Origin of the sequence: Acidisarcina sp., assembly GCA_035539175.1 — a bacterium.
Classification (GTDB): Bacteria; Acidobacteriota; Terriglobia; order Terriglobales; family Acidobacteriaceae; genus JANXZS01.
Genome location: DATLIY010000007.1, coordinates 1,104,762 through 1,124,210 on the forward strand (window position 1 = coordinate 1,104,762; position 19,449 = coordinate 1,124,210).

Annotated in this window: 15 protein-coding genes; 6 read left to right on the plus strand and 9 right to left on the minus strand. The window is 60.7% G+C overall.

The window, feature by feature from the left end:
• Positions 1 to 98 precede the first annotated feature (98 nt).
• Positions 99 to 1,163, minus strand: a complete 1,065-nt coding sequence (locus VM554_07360) for a rod shape-determining protein (GenBank protein ID HVJ08185.1) — start codon at positions 1,161 to 1,163, stop codon at positions 99 to 101.
• Between the two features lie 326 nt (positions 1,164 to 1,489).
• Here VM554_07360 and VM554_07365 point away from each other — a divergent pair, with 326 nt between their 5' ends.
• The gene (locus tag VM554_07365) at positions 1,490 to 2,974 is read left to right on the plus strand and encodes an aldehyde dehydrogenase family protein (protein HVJ08186.1); all 1,485 of its coding nucleotides are present in this window, start codon (positions 1,490 to 1,492) and stop codon (positions 2,972 to 2,974) included.
• A gap of 87 nt (positions 2,975 to 3,061) precedes the next feature.
• Here VM554_07365 and VM554_07370 read toward each other — a convergent pair whose 3' ends face one another.
• Positions 3,062 to 3,469, minus strand: a complete 408-nt coding sequence (locus tag VM554_07370; GenBank protein HVJ08187.1) for an Lrp/AsnC family transcriptional regulator — start codon at positions 3,467 to 3,469, stop codon at positions 3,062 to 3,064.
• 183 nt (positions 3,470 to 3,652) lie between these two features.
• Here VM554_07370 and ald point away from each other — a divergent pair, with 183 nt between their 5' ends.
• Positions 3,653 to 4,768, plus strand: coding sequence for an alanine dehydrogenase (gene ald, locus VM554_07375; protein ID HVJ08188.1), 1,116 nt, complete (start codon positions 3,653 to 3,655; stop codon positions 4,766 to 4,768).
• A 96-nt stretch (positions 4,769 to 4,864) separates the two neighbouring features.
• Here ald and VM554_07380 read toward each other — a convergent pair whose 3' ends face one another.
• Positions 4,865 to 5,728, minus strand: coding sequence for a hypothetical protein (locus tag VM554_07380; protein ID HVJ08189.1), 864 nt, complete (start codon positions 5,726 to 5,728; stop codon positions 4,865 to 4,867).
• 280 nt (positions 5,729 to 6,008) lie between these two features.
• Here VM554_07380 and VM554_07385 point away from each other — a divergent pair, with 280 nt between their 5' ends.
• Together VM554_07385 and VM554_07390 are read left to right on the plus strand one after the other, a co-directional pair.
• The gene (locus VM554_07385) at positions 6,009 to 8,282 is read left to right on the plus strand and encodes an ATP-binding protein (protein ID HVJ08190.1); all 2,274 of its coding nucleotides are present in this window, start codon (positions 6,009 to 6,011) and stop codon (positions 8,280 to 8,282) included.
• Positions 8,279 to 9,634, plus strand: coding sequence for a sigma-54 dependent transcriptional regulator (locus VM554_07390; GenBank protein HVJ08191.1), 1,356 nt, complete (start codon positions 8,279 to 8,281; stop codon positions 9,632 to 9,634). The genes VM554_07385 and VM554_07390 overlap by 4 nt, the downstream gene beginning before the upstream one ends.
• Before the next feature lie 70 nt (positions 9,635 to 9,704).
• Here the strand turns inward: VM554_07390 and era are convergent, their stop codons facing one another.
• The 5 genes from era to VM554_07415 form a co-directional block, all read right to left on the minus strand.
• Positions 9,705 to 10,817: a GTPase Era gene (gene era, locus VM554_07395; GenBank protein ID HVJ08192.1), complete on the minus strand. Its 1,113-nt coding sequence runs from the start codon at positions 10,815 to 10,817 to the stop codon at positions 9,705 to 9,707.
• Positions 10,818 to 10,877: 60 nt separating this feature from the next.
• Entirely contained in the window at positions 10,878 to 12,164 is a 1,287-nt protein-coding gene (locus VM554_07400) for a hemolysin family protein (protein HVJ08193.1), read from the minus strand.
• Complete coding sequence (gene ybeY, locus VM554_07405; protein HVJ08194.1) at positions 12,161 to 12,778, minus strand: rRNA maturation RNase YbeY; 618 nt, start codon at positions 12,776 to 12,778, stop codon at positions 12,161 to 12,163. The genes VM554_07400 and ybeY overlap by 4 nt, the downstream gene beginning before the upstream one ends.
• Positions 12,779 to 12,874: 96 nt before the next feature.
• On the minus strand, positions 12,875 to 13,915 hold the full coding sequence (locus tag VM554_07410) for a PhoH family protein (GenBank protein ID HVJ08195.1): 1,041 nt from the start codon (positions 13,913 to 13,915) through the stop codon (positions 12,875 to 12,877).
• A gap of 382 nt (positions 13,916 to 14,297) precedes the next feature.
• Positions 14,298 to 15,332, minus strand: coding sequence for a methyltransferase (locus VM554_07415; protein HVJ08196.1), 1,035 nt, complete (start codon positions 15,330 to 15,332; stop codon positions 14,298 to 14,300).
• A 252-nt stretch (positions 15,333 to 15,584) separates the two neighbouring features.
• On the opposite strand from VM554_07415, the gene rpsT reads away from it, so the two are divergent.
• Entirely contained in the window at positions 15,585 to 15,860 is a 276-nt protein-coding gene (rpsT, locus tag VM554_07420) for a 30S ribosomal protein S20 (GenBank protein HVJ08197.1), read from the plus strand.
• Positions 15,861 to 15,950: 90 nt separating this feature from the next.
• On the opposite strand, the gene VM554_07425 is transcribed toward rpsT, so the two are convergent.
• Complete coding sequence (locus tag VM554_07425; GenBank protein HVJ08198.1) at positions 15,951 to 17,216, minus strand: hypothetical protein; 1,266 nt, start codon at positions 17,214 to 17,216, stop codon at positions 15,951 to 15,953.
• A gap of 181 nt (positions 17,217 to 17,397) precedes the next feature.
• On the opposite strand from VM554_07425, the gene VM554_07430 reads away from it, so the two are divergent.
• Entirely contained in the window at positions 17,398 to 19,449 is a 2,052-nt protein-coding gene (locus VM554_07430) for a M13 family metallopeptidase (GenBank protein ID HVJ08199.1), read from the plus strand.

Sequence of the window (19,449 nt, forward strand, 5' to 3'; positions counted from 1 at the left end):
TGGAAAGATACTCATCGCCAGAATCGCGGCGTAAAAAGGATTGCGGCGCAAAAAACGAGCGCGGCCACACTCACCAGGGAGCGAGGCCGCGACGCTGTTCAATCGATCTTGATCTTGCGCAGCAGGCGGAAGTCGCTCAGCATCTTGCCCGTGCCCAGCACCACGCTCGCCAGCGGATCATCGGCAATCGATACCGGCAATCCCGTCTCTTCGCGGATGCGCTTATCCAGATTCTTGATGAGCGCTCCACCGCCGGTCAGCACAATGCCCCGATCGCTGATATCGGCGCTCAATTCCGGAGGAGTCCGCTCCAGCGCGACGCGAATTGCATTCATGATGGTTGAGATGCACTCGGTCAGTGCCTCGCGAATTTCGCTGTCGTCGATGGTAATCGTCTTCGGCACGCCCTCGATGAGGTTGCGGCCCTTGATCTCCATCGTCAGGGGCTTGTCCAGCGTGTAGGCCGATCCGATCTCAATCTTGATCTGCTCCGCGGTGCGCTCGCCGATCAGCAGGTTGTACTTGCGCTTGAGGTAATTCATGATGGCCTCGTCCATCTGATTGCCGGCCATGCGCACCGAGCGCGAGTAGACGATGCCGGAAAGCGAGATCACGGCGATATCCGTGGTGCCGCCACCGATGTCCACTACCATGTTGCCCGAGGGCTCGGTGATGGGCAAACCCGCGCCAATCGCGGCCACCATCGCCTGCTCCACCAGGAAAACCTCGCTGGCCTTGGCGCGATAGGCGGAGTCTTCCACCGCTCGCTTTTCCACCTGCGTGATCTCCGAAGGCACACCGATAACGATGCGCGGATGCACCAGCATCTTGCGGTTGTGCGCCTTCTGGATAAAGTAGTTCAGCATTTTTTCCGTGATCTTGAAATCGGCGATCACACCGTCTTTCATCGGCTTGATGGCGACGATGTTGCCCGGGGTGCGGCCCAGCATCTCTTTCGCCTCTTTGCCGACGGCCTCAACCTCACCGGTGTTCTTGTTGATGGCTACGATGGACGGCTCATTGACAACAATTCCCTTGCCCCGTGCATAGACGAGGGTGTTGGCCGTTCCCAGATCGATTGCCAGATCACTGGAAAACACACTAAACAGCGAGCGCACTCCGTGCGACCGCGAGGAACGCGATTGAAAACCATTCGATGACATGAATACGGGACTTTTCCTGAAACTCAACTAATTGTAAGGCCAGAGTTGCATTGTCGCATGCAAAGCGCAACCATTTGTTGCGTTGTTGCGGCCAATGAACAACGAACCCCCTAAGATTCTGCAAATATTCCCGCAATCGACCGCATCCATCGGACACAGAAGGCAGGGCCACAGGGTAAGCGGCTGCGCGCCCAATCTCCCGCATCTTCTTCAGGGTATTGGTCCTTCAGGCGCTGGACTGGAGGGTGGATGGAAAACCAGCCAGTGGAGAAGCTTGCTAGTATTCTTACCCGTTGAATGATTTCTGAACGCGGAAAGCAGATTCCATGTCCACACCTGTATATAAAAACCTGATCGGCGGCCAATGGGTCGCGGCGCACTCCGGCAAGACCTTTCTCAACATCAACCCGGCGCATCACGAGGATCTGGTGGGCGAATTTCCATCCTCCGACGCAGTGGATATAGCCGACGCTGTAGCCGCTGCCAAGGCTGCCTTTGCCACCTGGCGGTTGACGCCGGCGCCCAGGCGGGCGGAGATTCTCTACCGCGCGGGCGAGCTCCTGATCCAGCGCAAGGAGCAGTATGCCCGCGACATGACACGGGAGATGGGCAAAGTACTGAACGAGACCCGCGGCGACGTGCAGGAGGCCATCGACACCGCCTTCTATATGGCAGGCGAGGGGCGCCGCCTCTTCGGCCAGACCACCCCCTCCGAACTCCGTAATAAATTCGCCATGTCGGTACGCATGCCGGTGGGCGTCTGCGGCATGATCGCGCCATGGAACTTCCCCATGGCTATCCCCTCGTGGAAGCTCTTTCCCGCGCTGGTCTGCGGCAATACCTGCGTCATCAAGCCCGCGGAGGACACGCCCCTCTCCACCTACAACCTGGTCCAGGCGCTGATGGATGCCGGCCTGCCGCCGGGCGTGGTGAACATTGTCGCCGGCTTTGGTCCGGAGGCGGGCGCGCCGCTCGTCGTCCATCCCGACGTTCGCGCCATCTCCTTCACCGGATCGAGCGAGGTGGGCCGCATGGTGGCCCAGGCCGCGGCGGCAAACTTCAAGCCCTGCTCGCTGGAGATGGGCGGCAAGAATGCCATGATCGTGATGGAGGACGCCAATCTCGACCTTGCCCTCGATGGCGCGGTATGGGGAGCCTTTGGCACCACCGGACAGCGCTGCACAGCCACCAGCCGCATCATCCTGCACAAGGACATCGCAGCCGAATTCACCGAGCGGCTGACGGCTCGCGCCCGGGCCCTGCGCGTCGGCGACGGGCTGGACGAGCAGGTAGAGATGGGCCCGCAGATCAACCAGCAGCAGATCGAAACCTCCACCCGCTACGTTGAGATGGCAACCCGCGAGGGAGCAAAACTGCTTTGCGGCGGCGACCGCCTGCGGGACGGCGCGCATGCCAAGGGCACCTTCTTCGCGCCGACCGTCTTCAGCAACGTGACCCCGGCGATGCGCATTGCGCAGGAAGAGGTCTTCGGGCCGGTGATCAGCCTGATCGAGTGCAGCAGCCTGGAAGAGGCGATCGAGCAGGCGAACGGGATTCAATACGGGCTCTCGACAGCGCTCTACTCGCGCAACGTCAATCGCGCCTTTGCCGCAATTCGCGATCTCGAAGCAGGCATCACCTACATCAATGCGCCGACCATTGGCGCCGAGGTTCATCTGCCCTTTGGCGGCGTAAAGCAGACCGGCAACGGCCATCGCGAAGGGGGCATCGGCGCGATTGACTTCTACACCACGTGGAAGTCCGTATACGTGGACTACTCCGACAAATTGCAGCGGGCGCAAATGGACTAGGGCGTCGAGCGTAGCGGCAGGGAGATATGGATCGCTTCCTCTCCGCTACGCTCCAGCGGTATCGGCAAACGAGGTAGCGTTTCCGCCTTACATCACGGCTCGCACGGCGAAGCTTGACTCAATGCGAGTGACTCCGGGCATGCGCGACAGCTCATGCTGATGCAGGTGCTCATAGTCGCCAATGTCGGCCACCTTGGCCACCAGCATGTAGTCGTACTGGCCTGCCATCAGGTGGCAGGAGATCACGCTGGAACAGCGTTTGATGGCGACTTCAAAGGCCTGAAGCATATCGGCGGATTGCCGCTCCAGCGTCACCCGAATGAACACGGTCATCTGCTTGCCCAGCGCGCCATCGCTGACCAGCGCCTGGTAGCCGCGGATCGCGCCGCACTGTTCGAGCGCCTGGATGCGCCTGGAGGCCGCCGAAGGCGACAATCCCACGGCCTCGCCCACCTCGTAGTTCGTCGCCCTTCCCCGCTTTTTCAGAAACGCCAAAATTGCCTGGTTCAGAGGTTCGCTGCACACTTCTTGCAACAAGGCGGCTAATGCATCTTGTTTCGTGCTCATTCCTTAGTTTTAGCACGCCTTTTGCAAACATATCGACGGCGGGCGGTACTACGATGAACAGGCAAGGCGCTCCCTCAAGATGAAGGAGCGCCGCAGGCTATAGGAGAGCAAATGATTATTGGCGTACCGAAAGAAATCAAGGACCACGAGACTCGCGTCGGCATTACCCCCGCAGGGGTAAAGGCGCTGGTGGACGCCGGGCAAAAAGTGCTGGTGGAAACTCATGCCGGCGAGGCGTCCGCATTTACCGATGACGAGTACCAGAGCGCCGGCGCGGAGATTGTGGGATCGGCGCATAACGTCTGGGGTGTGGCCGACATGATCGTCAAGGTCAAGGAGCCGGTCGAGAAGGAGTATGGCTTCTTCCGCGAGGGACTTATTCTCTTCACCTATCTGCACCTCGCACCGGTGCCCGAACTGACGCGCGAACTGCTGACGAAGAAGGTGATCGGCATCGCCTATGAAACAGTGCGCGATGCCCAGGGCGCTCTGCCTCTGCTGGTGCCGATGTCGGAGGTAGCGGGGCGCATGGCCGTGCAGGTTGGCGCGTCGTATCTGGAGAGCGAGCGCGGCGGGCGCGGCCTGCTGCTCGGCGGAGTCCCGGGCGTGCCCCCTGGGAACGTCTGCATTATCGGCGGCGGCATCGTGGGCACGAACGCGGCCAAGATTGCGCTCGGCATGGGAGCCAAGGTCACGCTGGTGGATAAGAACCTGAACCGCCTGCGCGACCTGGACGACATCTTCAATGGACGCGTCTACACCCTGGCCTCCAACGCCTACAACCTGGCCCATGCAGTCAGCGATGCGGACCTGGTAATTGGAGGCGTGCTGATCCCCGGCGCGGCAGCCCCCAAGATTGTCACCAAACACATGGTCTCGAAGATGAAGAAGGGCGCTGTGATTGTCGATGTGGCCATCGATCAGGGTGGATGCATCGAGACGGCGCGACCCACGACACACAGCGATCCTGCCTACACCGTCAACGGCGTGGTGCACTACTGCGTGACGAACATGCCTGCCGCGGTGCCGAATACCTCGACGCTGGCGCTGACAAACTCCACCTTCCCTTACGTTCTGCGTCTGGCGCAGAGCGGAGTGAGGGCGGCTGCACTTGCCGATCCGGGCTTTGCCGAGGGCTTCAACACGGTAGAGGGCACGCTGACCTGCCAGGCGGTCGCCGAGTCGCAGAAGCAGAGCTGGAAGCCGCTGCTTGAGGTTCTGGGGTAAAGAACTGTAGCAAACTAAGCTGAAAACAACGATAGGCCGCGATCAAAATCGCGGCCTATCGTTTGTTCCTGAAACTATCTGCTGTCGTGTTCGTGATTAGTGGAGCTCGACTGCGCGTGCCAGGCGGAAGGTCAGCACGGTCTCTGCCGGCAGGACCAGATCCTTATTCCCTGTGAAAGCAGTGGCTGCCGTACCCGCGCCTGCACCGGCCAGACCGCCAATCAAGGCGCCCATTCCACCACCTGCAAGGCCGCCGATAAGAGCGCCTCCGCCCGCGCCTCCGCCGATAAATCCAGCCGTGCGCTTGCCCTTACCCTTTGCCGCGCGCGAAATCGAGCTGGTATCGAGCGTGTACGTATTGCCGTTGAGCTGCATGCTGTCCAGACGAACCGCAAGCAGGCCTGCGCCTTTGAAGCGTCCCCGGGCCTTTGCTGCCGTCACCGTACCATTCACCGGCGTGCCTGCAGGAACCAGAACCTGCCCGTTTTCTTCTACGGGGGAGGCCACGGTCGCTGAAAAGCTTTGGCCGGGCGAGCTGCCCTTGGCGCTCAAGGTCTGCCCCAGGCGCACCCGCAACTCGGTTCCCACGGGAATCTGGAGGTTGGCTCGTGCTGGAGCCCCGGCAGAATTCTCCGCCCCTTGCGGTATCGCGGCAGACGACCTGCTCTGCGGGACAGCAGCCGCTCCCGGCGCTGCGGCAGGGATGCCCTGAGAGGCGTCTGCTGGAGCCGTACCGGCGGCCGGGGCTACCCCGGCAGGCGCTGCACCCCCAGAGGGCTGAGCAGCGTAGGTATTCGCCCTTCCGGGCCGTGCTGCGGGACCGGGCTGGGTATCCACGGGTGGCTGGTTATCGGCGGGTGCATTGGTTGCAACCTGATTGCTTCTGCAACCCGCACTGAAGAGAACAACAATGGCCGCGACTACAGGAAGATAGAATTTGACCCTACGAATAGCTTTCATCGTTTCTTGTTTGATGGCTCGTCTCGCGCTTGTGGTTGTTTGTTGTTTGTCAGGATATCCGGATTTCTCCCCGCTGGGACTGACCCGGTGGAGGGATGCAGGATTCCACAGAAGATAGCAGCTATAACCCGCAGGACGTAGCAGCCTATAATTCGTTCAACGTGACACCGCTCGCCCGGCATGCTCGCGCGAGCGTCGGATCAGCAGATCCTTCGCTTCGCTCAGGATGACAAAGCCTGCATGCTGGCGTGGCGTCGGACCGGTTTGTCGGAGCAACAGCTTGGCGGATAACTCGAAGCGGAAGATCACGGTATGGATTCTGGGCGGCGGCATGCTGCTGCTCTTTCTACTGCTGGGCGCGCTCAACGCCTTCAACTTCAGGTTTCTCCATCCGCGCAGCATCGGACAGATCTTTCTCTTCACCTCTCTCTCGGTTGTCGTTTTTCTGCTCTTCGTTGTCGTATTGATTCTCCTTTTTCGCAACATCCTCAAGCTCTTTGCCGATCAGCGCAGCCGTGTGCTGGGTTCGCGCTTGCGCTCGCGCATGTTGCTGGGAGCGGTGCTGCTGTCGTTTGCTCCCGCGCTGTTCATGTTCGCGTTCAGCTACGGATTGATGAACCGGTCCATCGATCGCTGGTTCTCACAGCCCACCTCTCAGTTGCGGGAGGACTCGACACGCGTGGCGCTCGCGCTGGAGCAATACGCCTCGGCCAATGCACGCGCCGAGGCGGGATCGCTTGCTTCTTCGGAGGGAGTCAACCGGGGCCTGCAAAACCGCGATTCTGCCGCGATCCTTGAAGAGATGGAAAACCATCGCCTCGGTCTTGAAGGCGGCTTCGCGATGGTGTATCGCGATGGCAAAGTGCTCGCCGAATATCAGGTCCCGAATGGACAGAAGCTCACCGCGATTCACTCCTGGCTGGACGACAGCAGTGAGATGAAGCCTCCGGCTGGCGAGCCGCTGAACACGACCGTATTAAGCGCCGCACAGCGCGCCGACAATCCCATTGTTGCCATGGGCTCGCAGGAGTATTCGCTCGGCATCGCAACCAGCCGCGAGCATGGTGTGGTGGTTGTTGGCCTGCCGCTGCCGCAGGGCTTGAGCACGACGGTGGAGAGCATCCGCACCGGAGCGCGCGACTACTGGATCCTGTTTCGCGCCCGCAATCGTATCCGCAGCACCTACCTGCTGCTGCTGCTGCTGCTGACGGCGTTGATTTTCTTCTCCAGCAGCTGGCTCGCGCTCTTCCTCTCCAAACAGATCACGCGGCCGGTGGAAGAGCTGGCCGACGCAATGGGAGAAATTGCCGCCGGCCACTACAAGCATCGAATCCAGGAGAATACGACACAGGAACTCGGGGAGCTGATTCGCTCCTTCAATCACATGGCTGCCGATCTCGAGGAGAGCCGCACGCTTGCTGAAACCTCTACCACCAAGCTCTCCGCCGCCAACCTCGCGCTCGACGAGCGCCGCCGCGAACTGGAGACGATTCTGGAGACGATTCCCAACGGAGTCGTCACGCTGGACCCGGATCTTCGCGTTCTCCAGGCAAACCGGGCCTTTACCGATCTGACCAACACGCATGGCCGGCCGGGGGTTCAGGGGCTGCCTCTCAACGAGATACTTCCCGAAGAGATTGCCGAAGAGCTGATGCGGCTTGTCCGTCGCAGCCACCGCATGGGCATGGCCTCTACCGAGTTTGAAATGCGCGGCCCTGGAGGCATGGTGAACCTGGCTGCCACCATGGCGTCGCTGGTGCTGCAGGACGGAAAGCGCGGCTCCATTCTGGTTCTGGAAGATGTGACCGAAGCGCTGCGAGCCCAGCGGCAGGTTGCGTGGAAGGAAGTAGCGCAGCGCGTGGCCCATGAGATCAAGAATCCGCTGACGCCTATCGGCCTTTCCGCCGAGCGTATTCGACGGCATATCGACCGCAACGTACCGGAATCGCCCGCCGTGATTCGCAAATGCAGCGAGGTGATTCTTGGCTCGGTCGAGACCATGCGTACCCTGGTGGACCAGTTCGGTGCCCTGGCGCAGTTCCCAACGGCTCAACCCAAGCCAACCGATCTGAAGCAGGTGATTGAAAGCTCGCTGATGCTCTTTGCCGGCAGGATGGAAGGCATCCGCATCAAGCGGCACATGGACGCGAAACTACCGCTGGTGATGGTGGACGCGGAAGGCATGAAGCGCGCCCTGGCCAACCTGATCGACAACGCCGCGGAAGCGATGCAAGGCAGCCTGGTGAAGGTGCTCACCATTGAAACCGCGCTCAACGAGAGCCACGGAGCGGCGGAGATCATCCTCGCCGACACTGGCCACGGACTTACCGACGACATGCGCGAGCGCCTCTTCCTGCCCTACTTCTCGACCAAGCAGAGAGGCACCGGCCTGGGACTGGCCATCGCCGCAAAGATTATTCAGGAGCACCACGGAACGATTCGCGCAGAATCAAACACTCCCGCCGGTGCACGGTTTATTGTGGAATTACCCCTTGCGGAGAATGGCGCAGGCAACGAACCAGCGCCCTGGAAGGATGACAGGACCCCGGCATGAACCATGTGCTGATCGTCGACGACGAAGCCGAAATTCGCGAATCACTGGAAGAGATATTGCAGGAGGAGGGCTATACGGTCACCTCGACGGCGACCGCCTCCGAAGCCCTGGTGCTGATGCGCGACGCTCCCTATGACGTCGTGCTGCTGGATATCTGGCTGCCCGACCGGGACGGCCTGGATGTTCTCGCAGACCTGCATGCGCTGGATATAGAGAGTAAGCCGGAGGTGGTGATCATCTCCGGGCACGGCACGATCGAAACCGCGGTCAAGGCCACCAAGCTTGGCGCATTCGATTTTCTTGAGAAGCCGCTCTCGCTCGATCGAACCCTGATCGTTGTCAAGAATGCCATCGAGGGCAAGCGGCTGCGGAGCGAGAATCAGGAGCTGAAGCGGCAATTCTCGCATCACGCGCCCATCACGGGAGAGAGCGTTCCGGTAAAGGCTCTGCGGCAACAGATCAAGCTGATGGCGCCGACCAATGGCCGTGTGCTCATCTACGGCGAATCCGGCTCTGGCAAGGAGTTGATTGCGCGCGCGATTCACGAACAGAGCCTGCGCGTGGAGCGCGTCTTCGTAGAGCTGAACTGCGCGGCCATCCCCGAGGACTACATCGAGAGCGAGCTCTTCGGCTATCGCCATGGGGCGGTCGCTGGAGGCCCGCCGGAGAAACGCGGAACGTTCGAACGCGCGAATGGCGGCACGCTCTTTCTGGATGAAGTGGGCGACATGAGCCTGAAGACCCAGGCCAAGGTGCTGCGCGCACTTGACGAACAGCTCTTTACCCCGGTCGGCGGGGCACAACCCCTGCGTGTCGACGTGCGCGTCATCGCCGCCACCAACAAGGATCTGGAAGAAGAGATTGCCAAGGGCAACTTCCGCGAAGATCTCTTCTACCGCCTCAACGTAATCCCGTTCTACGTGCCGCCGCTGCGCAGCCGGAAGGAAGATATTCCGCTGCTGGCACGCGAGTTCATGCGCGAAGTGGGCCGCGAATACGGCAGGCCGCGCGTCGAGATCAGCGAAGAAGCGATCGCTGCGCTGCAGCAATACCATTGGCCGGGCAATGTGCGCGAATTGAAGAACATGATCGAGCGCATCCTCATCCTCAATCCCACGGTGACGCGCGTCGAACGCAAGCACCTGCCCATGCTCGTCTACCGCGCCGGAGCCAGGCGCAGCGAAGAGTTCAGCACGCTGCAGCAGGCCCGCGAGGCCTACGAGCGCGAATACATCCTGAAGAAGATCGATGAGTGCCGCGGCAATGTAAGCCGTGCCGCCGAAGGCCTGGGACTGGAGCGCAGTCACCTCTATCGCAAGATGAAAACCCTCGGCATCACGGTTCGCGAGTAAGCGATGAAAAGCCCGTGCGCAGTGCACGGGCTTTTCATGTCCAGATACCCGGAACCTATCCCGCTTCGCTTCAGGACTTATCCCGCTCCTTGTCCCGCTGGTCCGCCTCTTCAATCACCGCGGCCTTGTTGGCAATCTCTTCCAGTTGCTTACGCCAGTCCAGCGTCTCGAGGAATCCACGCGACTGCCGCCAGTTTTCTTCCACGATAACAACCAGTTCGAGGTAAACTCGGGTGCCCAGCAGGGATTCAATCTCCTTGCGTGCGGAGGCGCCAATCGCCTTCAACTTGCTGCCGCCCTTGCCGATCAAAATCGCCTTCTGGCCTGCGCGCTCGCAATAGATCGCGGCGGAAATGCGGGTCAGCGGAAGCTTCTCCGGCGCAGTGGAATTCTTCTTTTTCGGTCGCGCCGGAGGTGGCTCCTCAAAGCGCTCCACCACCACGGCGGACGCATAGGGAATCTCCTCGCCTGTCGTCAGCAGGATCCGCTCGCGGATGAGCTCCGCCACGAGGAATCGCTCCGGCTGATCGGTGAACTGATCCTTGGGAAAGTAGCGCTGGCCCTCGGGCAGATGCGCGATGAGCCGCGCCACCAGGCGATCCAGGCCATCTCCCTTGCTGGCGCAGATGGGAATCACCTCAGCGAAGGTGTGCAGTGCGGAGAGCTGCGCAATCAGGGGGAGCAGCTTGTCCTTGGCCACCAGATCGATCTTGTTCAGCAACAGGAAGACGGGGCAATCGAGCTTGCGGACCAGTTCCAGCACGAACTCGTCTTCGGTCAGATCCTGAAAGCTGCGACGTGCCGCGCCCTTCCCGGCCTTGTCCTCCGATTTGTCGGCCGCCTCTTCCGCCGCATCCTCCCTGGGGCGCAACTGCAGACGCCGCGTCGCATCCACCATCAGCAACACCACGTCGCGCGACTCCAGCGCGTCGTAGACTTCCTGCATCATGCGCCGGTCCATCAGCGTGCCCGGCTTGTGTACCCCTGGCGTATCCACAAAAACAATCTGGGCTGCCTGATGCACGCCCTTCTTCGCCGGGACATCCAGGATGCCGTGGATACGGGTGCGGGTGGTCTGCGGCTTGTTGGTGACAATCGCGACCTTCTCGCCGATCAGGGCGTTGAGCAGCGTTGACTTACCCGCGTTCGGACGTCCGAGGATGGAAACAAAACCAGATCGCAATCTGTGACACTCCCTTATCTCTGCTCTTGCTTTGTATCAGGTATCGGCAGCAGCAGGCCACTATACCGATGGCGCCGCCATCTTTCCCACGCGCAGGCGTTCAATGCGGCGATCCGTCGAGGAGAGCACCTCGAAGCGGAGACCCTCCGCCTCCACCACCTCGCCGGGCAGCGGAATGCGTCCTACCGTTTCGCTGACGAGCCCGGCAACCGTCGTCGCAGCATGTCCCTCGTTCTTCTCCCATGCGTCGCCAAAGAGATCTTCCAGGCGCTCCACCTCGAACGTTCCTGGAACGACCCAGCTTCCATCGGCTTCACGTACTGGCCGGTCGAGCAGGTCTTCCTCTTCGTGCTCGTCGGAGATGGCTCCGACAATCTCCTCCAGCAGATCTTCGATTGTGACCACCCCGGCAACGCCGCCATACTCATCGATCACAACGCGCATATGCTGCTTTTCCCGCTGCATTTCGCGGAGCAGCTCGTTCACCTTCTTCGTCTCCGGCACAAAGGCTGCGGGGCGCTGGATGTTGGCCACGGTAAGCGTATGCGCATCGGCGTCGGTAATCTGCAACAGGTCGTGCGCAAATGCGATCCCGGTAATCGTATCGATCGAATCCTCGAACACCGGAACGCGCGAATAGGGATGCCCATCGAGAGCGGCCAGAAACTGCTCGAGGGTCAGGCTGCCGGGAACCGCGAAGACTTCGGGCCGAGGAGTCATCACGTCGCGCACCACCTTGTCGCCAAACTCCACGGCGGAACGGATCAGGTCGCGGTCGCTCTCCTCCAGAATACCTTCTTCTTCGCCTGCCTCCAGCAGAGCGTCCACGGCTTCAGAGGGGCTCTCTTCCTCATCGCGCGCCGGAGGCTCGGCCAGAGAGGCAATGGACAGCAGGAAGCCCAGCAGCAGCGTGACTGGAAATACCAGGTAAAACAGGATCCGCAGGATGACGCGGTAGCGCGCAATCCAGAGCCCGCGCGTCCGGGTAAAAAAGACGAAGGGCAGCAGCCGGTTGAACAGGACCACGACCAGCACCACGCCGAGAACCGCCTGTCCAATCTCCGCAGGGCTTGGCCGGTCCGTAATCGAAGCACGATCGAAGAGGAGCACCCCGAACAGCAGCGCCACGCAGGCCAGCGAAAGCTGCGAAACCACGGCCGCCGACAGCGCAATGCGATCCGGGCTCATTCCCAGGCGAGGCTCCACCTTTTGCTCCCACGCGTCGATATTCTCCTGAAATTCGCGCGAGAGAAATTTGCCCATCTCCGAATACATCCGGTCCACATAGGAGCCGAGCGTAAGGACAAACAGCAGAACCAGGATCAGCAGTACGGCGCCGATGCTCATGGCTGTTTGCTCCGTTTTGCCGGGGGCGCGGTTCGCGTGGCGCGCTTCCTGGGAGCACTCTTCTTCGCAGTGCGCGTCTTCACGGGGGCAGCCTTTCGAGCGACAGGCTTCTTCGTTGCCTCTCCGCTGCGCTGGATCAGCCCCAGCGGCAAGCCGAAGCGTTTTCTCAAGCTGCTCTCGCGCCGCGCCATCTGGCCGGAATCCGTCTCGTGATCCAGCCCCGCCAGGTGCAGCAAACCATGCAGCAGCAGCACCTTCACTTCCGTCTGCAGCGTATGCCCAAAGGCCCGGGCCTGGCGCGCAGCCGTCTCCAGCGAGACCGCCAGATCGCCCGCCAGCAGCGCAGTCTTTCTTCCGCTGCTCACCGGCTCTGCCGCAGGAAAGGAGAGCACATCCGTAGCTTTATCCTTCTTGCGAAATTGACGATTGAGCTCGCGGATGGTGCGATCGTCGGTTAACAGAACGGAGATTTGACCCTTCACGCCTACCCCTTCGGCCGCAAGACCGAGAAAGCTGGAAAGCTCGCGCCTACCAAGGGGGGCGGTCCTCCCGGAGGAGGTTCCGGAAGCGGCGGCCAGAGAAGCTAACAAATTTGCAGGTTCAATAACGATCATTGCCTGGAGCGATCACCGACACGTGCGCTCGTTGCCCTCAGAAAAAAACGAAACAGGAGAGCCGAAGCCCTCCTGTTGATGGTATCGCACTCGGCTCTACTGCGGCTTCACCGAGGGATGTGCGGCAGCGGCCTTGGAGCCTGGCTTCGCCAGCACCGGGCTCTCCGCCATGGTCAGCGGCAACTCTGGCTGGTTGCGTCCGAAGCTGTCGTACGCCCGCACAATTCGCTGTACCAGCGAGTGGCGCACCACATCTCCTTCCTCAAAGTGGCAGAAGCGGATTCCCTCCACTCCTTCCAGCACATTGATCGCCTCTACCAGTCCAGACTTCTTGGGATTGGGGAGATCGATCTGCGTGATATCGCCGGTGATGACCGCCTTGGAGTTGTTTCCGAGGCGCGTCAGGAACATCTTCATCTGCTCGGTAGTGGTGTTCTGCGCCTCATCCATGATGATGAAGGCATCGTTGAGCGTGCGCCCGCGCATGAACGCCAGCGGAGCAACCTCAATGATGTTCTTTTCCAGCAACTTATCCACCCGCTCCGGCTCCAGCAGATCGTAGAGCGCGTCATAGAGTGGACGAAGGTAGGGATCGACCTTCTCCTGCAGGCTGCCGGGAAGAAAGCCGAGGCGCTCGCCCGCTTCGACCGCCGGACGTACCAGGATGATTCGGCTCACCTTCTTCGCCATCAGCGCGGAGGCCGCCATGGCGACGGCAAGATAGGTCTTGCCGGTGCCCGCGGGTCCCACGCCAAAGACCATGTCATTGGCTTCAATCGCCTCCACATAGCGGCGCTGGTTCACCGAGCGCGGCTGGACCATCCGCTTGATGCCGGAGGAGCGCTGCTTGCCGGCCTCTACCAGGCTGCGCAGCGTAATCCCCTTGTCAGAGACGACCAGCTTCAGCATGCCGTGCAATTCCCCGTTCTGCAGCGTATGGCCTGCGCGGCGGAGATGTTCGAAGTCCGCGAAAATTCGTTCGACGTGGGAGATGCTCTCCGCAGAGCCCTCAACGTGTACCGCATCAGACCTTAAATCGATCCGCACGCTGAGGCTGTCTTCGAGAAGCCTGAGGTTTTCATCGCGGGTCCCAAACAGGGGCTCAAGATTCGGTGTGATTTCCAGCGCTTTTTTCATCAAGCGGAGAAATTCCCTCCCATGGTTGTGCCTCTCGCGAGACACAGGTGAGTTGTGAGTGGTGGGGTACAAAGGGGCGAGGAAGTGCTGTGGAACTCCACATCCAATTGGATGCAGCCAGCAATCCTTGGATGCAGTGCGGTCGGGTTGGCGGTGAGCACCAAATCTTTCCCGTAATGCGCTCAGAGTAGCGCCGTGCTCGCATCCCGTCAATGAAGAAACAACGCCAAAAGATAACGCGAGGTTCCTTTTCGGATATCTGCTGCAAGGAAAGGAACTTCCAGCGGGCTGGGATTCCTTCCTTGCAGCACCGGTCTTGTCAAAGGCACGCCACTTGCGGGAGCAAGGGCTGGCACCCGGCACACGAAATCTGGTACGAGCGTCAGGGCCTGGTTGCCAGAATCAACGGAGATGGGCCGGGCACCTCGAGGAGCCGTGGGCGAACAAAACCCGCACCCTCCAGCCACCGGCTAATCTCCTCGAACGAGTAGGTATCTCCAGCATCCGTATTCACCAGCATGTTTACGGCGAAGAACAGGCTGAGCAGTGGTCCGGTTCTATCGTCGTTTACCAGGAATTCACCGATGGCAATTGTGCCGCCCGGAACCAGCGCGTCAAAGGTTTTCGCCAGCAAGGCACGGCTGTGGGCTTCGCCCTCGCTGTGAAGAATGTGGCCCAGCGTAGCGACGTTGTGGTTGCGCCCGAAGTCTGCCTCCAGCAGATCTCCGCCGACGAATTTGTAGCGAGCGGCCAGACCGTATCGGGCAACGGTCTTCTCCGTCACTGGCAGAACCTCGGGCCAGTCAACGGCGGTTACGGAGACATTCTCCGCGCTCTGCGCCAGAGCGATGCTCCACACGCCCGAACCTGCTGCCAGGTCCAGAACGCTGACGGGAGAGCCTGTGGCTCCCAGCGCAAGATGCACGGCCAGCGCCTCTGCCGATGGGTAGCTCATGGGGAAGATGTCGACCACGAAGTTCTGAAAGAAGTCGCCGCCGGTTGCCTCCTGATTCACGGACTGCACTGGTTTGCCGGTGCCGACGACCTCATTGAGGTGGAGCCACCGGGGAATCAAATGCTCGCTGCAGTGACGAATCATGCCGCCGCGAAAGCCTGGCTTGGTACTGACAAGGAAGGCGGCGCTCTCGGCGGTCAGCGAGTAGCGGCCCTGCGCATCCTTGGCAAGAAGATCCAGCCCCACCAGCACATTCATAATGGAGCTCAATCCGCGAGCCGAGGCTCCCGTCGCAGCGGCAATCTCTGCCACGGTTCCTGGGCCGGCATCCAGAGTATCGAAGACACGGTGGCGAATCGCTGCCTCCAGCACCAGGGGCGGGACATAGCTCCATGCGAACTGCATGATCCGCTCGGGGTTTACGGATTGTTGAGTAACGGGTGGCTGCGCGGTAGTTGTCATAGGCTCCTCTAAGGCTTTAGATCGGGGATGAATTGGGGATTGAATTTCTTTTTGGGGCCCTGGTTGAAGCCCCGCAAGTCTATTCAAGTGCTCTCCTCATAGCAATCGAAAAATCGGCCTGTGGACTCTCCGGAGACGGCGCCATTTGACCGAAAGCCGCATTTTTCATAAACTTAATGATTGCAGGGGATGTGGCACGTGAGTCTCTTCTGCCTGCATCCCATTTCCACACGAAAGTTAGGACTTTTACAGATGGCGAACCATGTTTCCTCGCTGAAGCGCGCCAAGCAGACCGTCAAGAAGACGGAGATTAACCGTGCCAACAAGAGCGTGGTGCGCGGCAGCCTGCGCAGCCTGCGTGAGGCACTCACCAAGGGCGATGCCACTGCGGCGCAGGAGCAGTACCGGAAGACCGTCTCCGCTCTCGACAAGAGCGTGCAGAAGGGCATCCTCCACGACAATACCGCTTCGCGCTACAAGAGCCGCCTCAACGCACGCGTGAAGGCACTCGCAACCAAGACCGCCTAAGCTATCCGCAAGACTGGCAACGAAAAGGCCGGAGAATCTCCGGCCTTTTCGTTGTGCCTGGAAATGCGCCTTTCCCCCTGGCTCCCTGCTTCAGGGCAGGTCGTAGATCTCAATGGCTCCGTCGTGGAGTATGGCAAAGCGGCGCCCATCGGCGGAGAGCGCGAAGTTCTGGCCGGCGTCGTAGATCGGCGTTGCGGGAGCAGAGAGCAGCAGAGCTCCGCTGGCCGTGTCGAAGACGTCGACCTGCTGGCCGGATACATCATCCATCCCCAGCGGCGTCTGGCCCGCTGGCCGGACCAACATTCCCTGCGCGACGCGGCTTCCATTCTGCGAATACGCCCACGTGGGCCATACCCGCCTGGCCTGCCACTTGTGCTCCCACAGCATCTTCCCCTGCAGCGTAAGGAACGTCGCCAGGTGCTCATAAGATGGAGTGCAGCGGGTGGCCACGATGGTATCCCGGCTAACGCATGTGAGGGTGGGTTGGCAGGTGGATGTCACCTGGGCAAAGGGTTTGGCAGAGGGCGCGGGCGAGCCATCGGTAAGTGGCGTAAAGCTCAGCACCCATTGATTGGGCTTGCCTTCCAGACTCTCGAAAAAGCCGCTCTGATTGATGGGTAGATTCACGGGGCTGCGCACGCGGGATTTCGCGACCAGCGCGTGGTCCTTGACCCGGAGAACCAGCATCAGGATCGGCCTGGCATCCGTAGTCAGAGGCTTGCTGGCTGTGGAATCCGGGGCACTCCCTGCCTGAGCCTGCGCGACCGGCACCCCTTCCCGTTTCTCCGGTTGCTCAATTTGCGCCACCAGAAGATCGCCCCCCGGAGACACCTGCAGGCCAACAAGCCGCCCCGGAAACCGGCCATACGGCTGCAGCTTCAGCGAGGCATCCGTGAGAAAGAGCGTATCGCGCTGCCGCACCAGAAAACTCCCCGGAGACAGAGGCCACAGGTAGCGCCGGCGGTCGGGCATGCGCCAGTCGGCGGAAGCGCTGACCTTGCCTTCGGGCAGGTGCAGTACGACGGCGTGGATCAGCTGGTCGTCATCGTCCGGCTGCTCATCCGGCGAGTGGCGCAGCAACTCTTTCTTTTGAAACGTGAACAGCAGGTGATCGGCATCGACGAAATCCAGCGATACCTGCGAATACCGCATCATGAAATAGAGCTCGCCGGGTGGACCATACCCCAGCGGCCCAACCGGGATAACGATGGAAGGCCTGGCGGTGGCGTGGCTAAACTCTGCCGCAGACAGCGCCCGTGCAGCGAGAAGCATCGCCAGCGCAAGCAGGCAGTATGCTGCCAGACCCCGCAGGGCCAGCCGCTTCGCGAAGCCTGCATCCGTTCGAACGTCTTTCATCTCAACGAATCCCGCTGTCCTATTGTCGCCTATTGCGGCAGCCCTGGTCATGCAGTAGCGCCTATCCATTGACTTTCCCGGCAGTCGCCCGTTTTTATTGCTGTGACAGAGCGAACCGATGCGTTCCGTGCTGCGTATTCCATGGGAGGAACGCGTGGCCACACTTTCTGGAGGACTTTGGATGCACAAGCGAGGAATAACTCAAGTACTGGCAGTCGCGGCCCTCGGGGCTTCCTGCATGGCGCAGATGACACAATCCACTCCGGTGTACAAGCCGATTCCCGGCTTTGATAAGAGCGCGATGGATTTGACCGCCGATCCCTGCAAGGACTTCTACCAGTACGCCTGTGGCAACTTCGCCACGCAGCATCCGATCCCCAATGACCGGCCCTCGTTCGGGCAGTTCGACAATCTTTATGAGATCAATACCCAGGCGCTGCACGGGATCCTGGAGAAGGCTGCGGCCGGGGGAGCAGAGCGCAGCGCAAACGACCAGAAGATCGGCGATTACTACGCAAGCTGCGTCGATACCGCGTCGATTGAGACAAAGGGCCTTGCGCCTATCCAGCCGGAACTGGACCGCATTGACGCGCTGAAGAGCAAGGACGAGCTGCCCGACCAGATCGCCCGGCTGCAGAAGATACAGGTGGCAGCCTTCCTTGACTTTGGCTCGCAGCAGGACTTCAAGGATGCCACCCGGCAGATCGCCGTCGTCGACCAGAGCGGCCTGGGCTTGCCGGAGAAGGACTACTACCTGCGCACGGACGCCAAAAGCGAAGAGCTGCGGAAGCAGTATGTTCAGCACCTGACCAATCTGCTGAAGCTGCTGGGCGTGCCTGCCGCAAAAGCTGAGGCCGAGGCGCAATCTGTGATGAAGATGGAGACCGCGCTGGCGAAGGTCTCGATGGGAAACGTCGCGCGCCGCGATCCGGAGAACGTCTACCACCTGATGCCGCTGACGGCTCTCAAAGCCAGCGAGCCGGGACTGGGCTGGGACAGATTCCTGAAGGGCGTAGGGTCACCCGTTATCAGTGAAATGAATGTGACCTCGCCGGAGTTTTTCAAGGGACTCGACCAGACGCTTGCCAGCACGAACATCGAAACGATCCAGACCTATTTGAAACTGCGGCTGATCGATTCGCTGGCGATGCGGCTGCCCAAAGCTTTCGACGAAGAATCCTTCGACTTCCATGGGCGCAAGCTGATGGGGACTCCGGAGCAATCGGTGCGCTGGAAGCGCTGCGTATCCGCGACCGACGCGGCGATGGGCGAGGTGCTGGGCCAGGTTTACGTGCAACAATACTTCTCCCCGGACCAGAAGGCTAAAACGCTGCAGATGGTGCACGACATCGAGGCGCAGATGGGCAGGGATCTGGACTCGCTGGACTGGATGAGCGCGGCAACCAGGGCCAAGGCAAAGGAGAAGCTGCAGCAGGTCGCCGACAAGATCGGGTATCCCGACAAGTGGCGCGACTACTCCGGACTGGAGATCAAGCGTGACGATGCGCTGGGGAATTCCCTGCGCGCTCGCAGCTTCGAAGTAGCCTTCCAGTTGGCAAAGATCGGCAAGCCGGTTAACCGCGGGCAGTGGGATATGAGTCCGCCGACGGTGAACGCCTACTACAACTCCAGCATGAACGACATCAATTTTCCCGCCGGCATTCTGCAGCCTGCTTTCTATGACAAGAATGCCAGCGACGCCACCAACTACGGGCACATTGGAGCCGTTGTCGGGCACGAATTGACGCATGGTTTCGACGACCAGGGGCGCAAGTTCGATGGCAAGGGAAACCTCTCCGACTGGTGGACCGCCGCAGACGCGAAGAACTTTGAGGAGCGCACGAACTGCCTGGTGGAAGAGTATGGCAACTTTACTGCCGTGGACGACGTAAAGGTGAACGGCAAGCTCACGCTCGGCGAGAACACCGCCGACAATGGCGGCCTGCGCCTGGCAATAATGGCGCTGATGGCACGGGCGCAGCAGTCCGCAATCGACATGAAGCAGAAGACCGATGGCTACGATCCCCTGCAGCAGCTCTTCCTGGGGTGGGCGCAGAACTGGTGCAGCAATGAGCGTCCCGAGATGCTGCGCATGATGGCCCAGGTGGATACGCATTCGCCGGATCGAACGCGTGCCAATGGCGTCGTGGTGAACATGCCGGAGTTTGGCGCCGCCTTCGGCTGCAGGAAGGGAGCGCCCATGACGCCGGTGAAGCAATGCCGCGTCTGGTAG

What these genes read in the sequence shown, in the direction of transcription:
- VM554_07360 (HVJ08185.1), bottom strand. Translation starts at nt 1,163, where the DNA reads ATGTCATCGAATGGTTTTCAATCGCGTTCCTCGCGGTCGCACGGAGTG.
- VM554_07365 (HVJ08186.1), top strand. Translation starts at nt 1,490, where the DNA reads ATGTCCACACCTGTATATAAAAACCTGATCGGCGGCCAATGGGTCGCG.
- ald (HVJ08188.1), top strand. Translation starts at nt 3,653, where the DNA reads ATGATTATTGGCGTACCGAAAGAAATCAAGGACCACGAGACTCGCGTC.
- VM554_07380 (HVJ08189.1), bottom strand. Translation starts at nt 5,728, where the DNA reads ATGAAAGCTATTCGTAGGGTCAAATTCTATCTTCCTGTAGTCGCGGCC.
- VM554_07390 (HVJ08191.1), top strand. Translation starts at nt 8,279, where the DNA reads ATGAACCATGTGCTGATCGTCGACGACGAAGCCGAAATTCGCGAATCA.
- VM554_07400 (HVJ08193.1), bottom strand. Translation starts at nt 12,164, where the DNA reads ATGAGCATCGGCGCCGTACTGCTGATCCTGGTTCTGCTGTTTGTCCTT.
- ybeY (HVJ08194.1), bottom strand. Translation starts at nt 12,778, where the DNA reads ATGATCGTTATTGAACCTGCAAATTTGTTAGCTTCTCTGGCCGCCGCT.
- VM554_07410 (HVJ08195.1), bottom strand. Translation starts at nt 13,915, where the DNA reads ATGAAAAAAGCGCTGGAAATCACACCGAATCTTGAGCCCCTGTTTGGG.
- VM554_07415 (HVJ08196.1), bottom strand. Translation starts at nt 15,332, where the DNA reads ATGACAACTACCGCGCAGCCACCCGTTACTCAACAATCCGTAAACCCC.
- rpsT (HVJ08197.1), top strand. Translation starts at nt 15,585, where the DNA reads ATGGCGAACCATGTTTCCTCGCTGAAGCGCGCCAAGCAGACCGTCAAG.
- VM554_07425 (HVJ08198.1), bottom strand. Translation starts at nt 17,216, where the DNA reads ATGAAAGACGTTCGAACGGATGCAGGCTTCGCGAAGCGGCTGGCCCTG.
- VM554_07430 (HVJ08199.1), top strand. Translation starts at nt 17,398, where the DNA reads ATGCACAAGCGAGGAATAACTCAAGTACTGGCAGTCGCGGCCCTCGGG.